Below are 1,888 nucleotides of genomic sequence, written 5' to 3'. Positions count from 1 at the left end.
GTCGACCCCGAGGCCTGGCTGGCCGACACCATCAGCCGTATCGCCGACCATCCGGCCCGACGGGTCGCTGAACTGCTGCCGTGGAACTACCGGCCCGTTTGAGGTGACGCCGTCACCGGACGCTTACCACAAGACGGCATCCACCCTGTCAGTTATAACTCAGTCGCTCGGATGGTGAGTGCGCCACGACCAACACAACGCTCGCTAGGTGCCCGGTCGACCTCACCAAGCGCTCACCGGCTCGTCCGCCAAGCCGTCGTTGTCACGTTCTAAGCCGTGGCAGGTCTTTACAACAGGCTGAAGGTCCTCCGCAAAGAGCGTGGTTGGAGCCAAGCACAGCTCGCTGAAAGGCTTCAGATCTCACGGCAAGCGGTCAACGCGATCGAAACGGGGAAGCACGATCCATCGTTGTGTAGCGCGTTCCGGATCGCACGCCTTTTCAGTCGACCGATTGCCGAAATCTTCGGCGATTAGGTCAGGGTTTTTGGTGATGGGAGGTAGGGATGCGCTTGGCGCACAATCTCGGCGGCTTTCTCGATGGCTTCGATCTCCTTCTTGGTGCCGTTCGGATCAATCCTCCAATTTGACCGGGGATTGAATACGATGGGCAAAGCCGTCACCTCGCCTATCAGTTTTTCCCAGTGCGCTTCGGAATTGCCAGTGACGCCAGCGAGCAGATGGGCGAGCAGCGCGCGAATATCGCTCGGGCTTTCGGGAGCGTCATGGTTGGCCATTGGTCACCCTTTCTCGCCGTTCCCGCGGCAGTCTGAACCGGGAGGGGCTCCTATCGGTTTGCTACCGGCAAACGAAAAGGATGACCATGAGCGACGCATCTCTCGTCAACGTCAACATAGCGACTGCCGAGCAGCTGGATGGCGTTCCCGAACTCAAAGGCCATGGTTTCGAGATTGTGCGCTACCGTGAGGAGCGCGGCAAATTCACCGATCTTCGTCAGCTTGATGAGGTGCCCGGCATGGCCGGAAAGGCGGACGGCGGAAGGTCTGCCCTGACGGTTGGCGACGCCTGATGCCTTAGCGGCGAAGGATCGGCACCGACGATACAGAAGCATGGCCACGGCGACCGCATCCTCGGCATCGCAACCGAATGACCTTGGATGCGACGTCGCCGTCGCCATGAAACCGTTCGAGGATTTGGCCTGCCGGCATATTCATGCTCCGACCGCAGACGCATGCAATCCGCATGTCGGCGCGATCGGCCGCCCATTCGCCCAATGTCGTGTACGGTGCCTCGATCGTCGGCCTTTTGCTCACAGCGGTGACACGTCCTCATACCGTCCCGCCTTGCGAAGCTGGCGAACGATCCCGTTAAACGCGGCCGTCACGCCTTGGGCTCTGCCAATTTCGTTGGTCTGGGATGCTGCATCCCAATAGAGCGCGAGGGGCCAACGTTCAGGGCAGTGGGGCAGAAGACAGCGTAGCGCGAGACGGACTTCCATGCCGTCGACGGTTGTCTCCGAACACCTGGCCACGCCGGCACGCAGGATGTGCACCGACAGCGCGATCACCACGCGCTGGTGCCGAGGCAGCGTCGACACGGATTAGTGAAAGTCGTGCGATTTGAAGCGCACGACGTCCTCAGGATCCTTACCGTCCGCGTGAGGCGGCCAGTATTGGTTGCGCGGCTCAGGCTGCGTAAGCGTGGCGTGAGGGCCGCCTTGCCCGTTTGGCCGTAGCCGGGATGCTTATCGTCTTTGACGAGGGCGCGGGCGGTGCGGGAAGTTTTCGGTTCTGAGACTGGTCGTACGAGCGCTCGTACGACTGGTCGTGTGGAGGTGGTCGGCCGGGTATCGGGCCGACGGAGCTGGGCGGACGCGGAGAAGCTGGAGATCCTGGCCGAGGCGTTCCGGCCGGGCGTGCGGGTCCGTGAT

5 protein-coding genes are annotated in these 1,888 nt (G+C 61.9%); 3 read left to right on the top strand and 2 right to left on the bottom strand.

Translation table 11 applies throughout. The features are described from left to right. Both COA07_RS17605 and COA07_RS17600 read left to right on the top strand, forming a co-directional pair. Window positions 1-102, top strand: a 102-nt coding sequence (locus tag COA07_RS17605; RefSeq protein WP_141396567.1) for a transposase domain-containing protein, incomplete at its 5' end; no start/stop codon positions are given. A 174-nt stretch (window positions 103-276) separates the two neighbouring features. Continuing rightward, window positions 277-474, top strand: coding sequence for a helix-turn-helix transcriptional regulator (locus tag COA07_RS17600; protein WP_083957065.1), 198 nt, complete (start codon window positions 277-279; stop codon window positions 472-474). Here COA07_RS17600 and COA07_RS18120 read toward each other — a convergent pair. After that, window positions 471-734 carry a hypothetical protein gene (locus COA07_RS18120; RefSeq protein ID WP_141396576.1) on the bottom strand — a complete coding sequence of 88 codons (264 nt, stop codon included), beginning with the start codon at window positions 732-734 and terminating at the stop codon, window positions 471-473. The genes COA07_RS17600 and COA07_RS18120 overlap by 4 nt on opposite strands. 86 nt (window positions 735-820) lie before the next feature. On the opposite strand from COA07_RS18120, the gene COA07_RS17595 reads away from it, so the two are divergent. Continuing rightward, a complete protein-coding gene (locus COA07_RS17595; RefSeq protein ID WP_066713844.1) occupies window positions 821-1,027 on the top strand; it encodes a ComEA family DNA-binding protein in 207 nt (68 codons plus the stop codon). 240 nt (window positions 1,028-1,267) lie between these two features. Here the strand turns inward: COA07_RS17595 and COA07_RS17590 are convergent, their stop codons facing one another. After that, window positions 1,268-1,555, bottom strand: coding sequence for a hypothetical protein (locus COA07_RS17590; protein WP_083957066.1), 288 nt, complete (start codon window positions 1,553-1,555; stop codon window positions 1,268-1,270). Window positions 1,556-1,888 lie beyond the last annotated feature (333 nt).

It is taken from the genome of Sphingomonas adhaesiva, assembly GCF_002374855.1.
GTDB lineage: Bacteria > Pseudomonadota > Alphaproteobacteria > Sphingomonadales > Sphingomonadaceae > Sphingomonas > Sphingomonas adhaesiva.
Note: the sequence above shows the minus strand (reverse complement) of the source record. Positions and strands in the feature narration are given on the sequence as shown.

Coding starts and splice junctions, on each gene's coding strand:
- COA07_RS17595 (WP_066713844.1), top strand. CDS start 821: ATGAGCGACGCATCTCTCGTCAACGTCAACATAGCGACTGCCGAGCAG.
- COA07_RS18120 (WP_141396576.1), bottom strand. CDS start 734: ATGGCCAACCATGACGCTCCCGAAAGCCCGAGCGATATTCGCGCGCTG.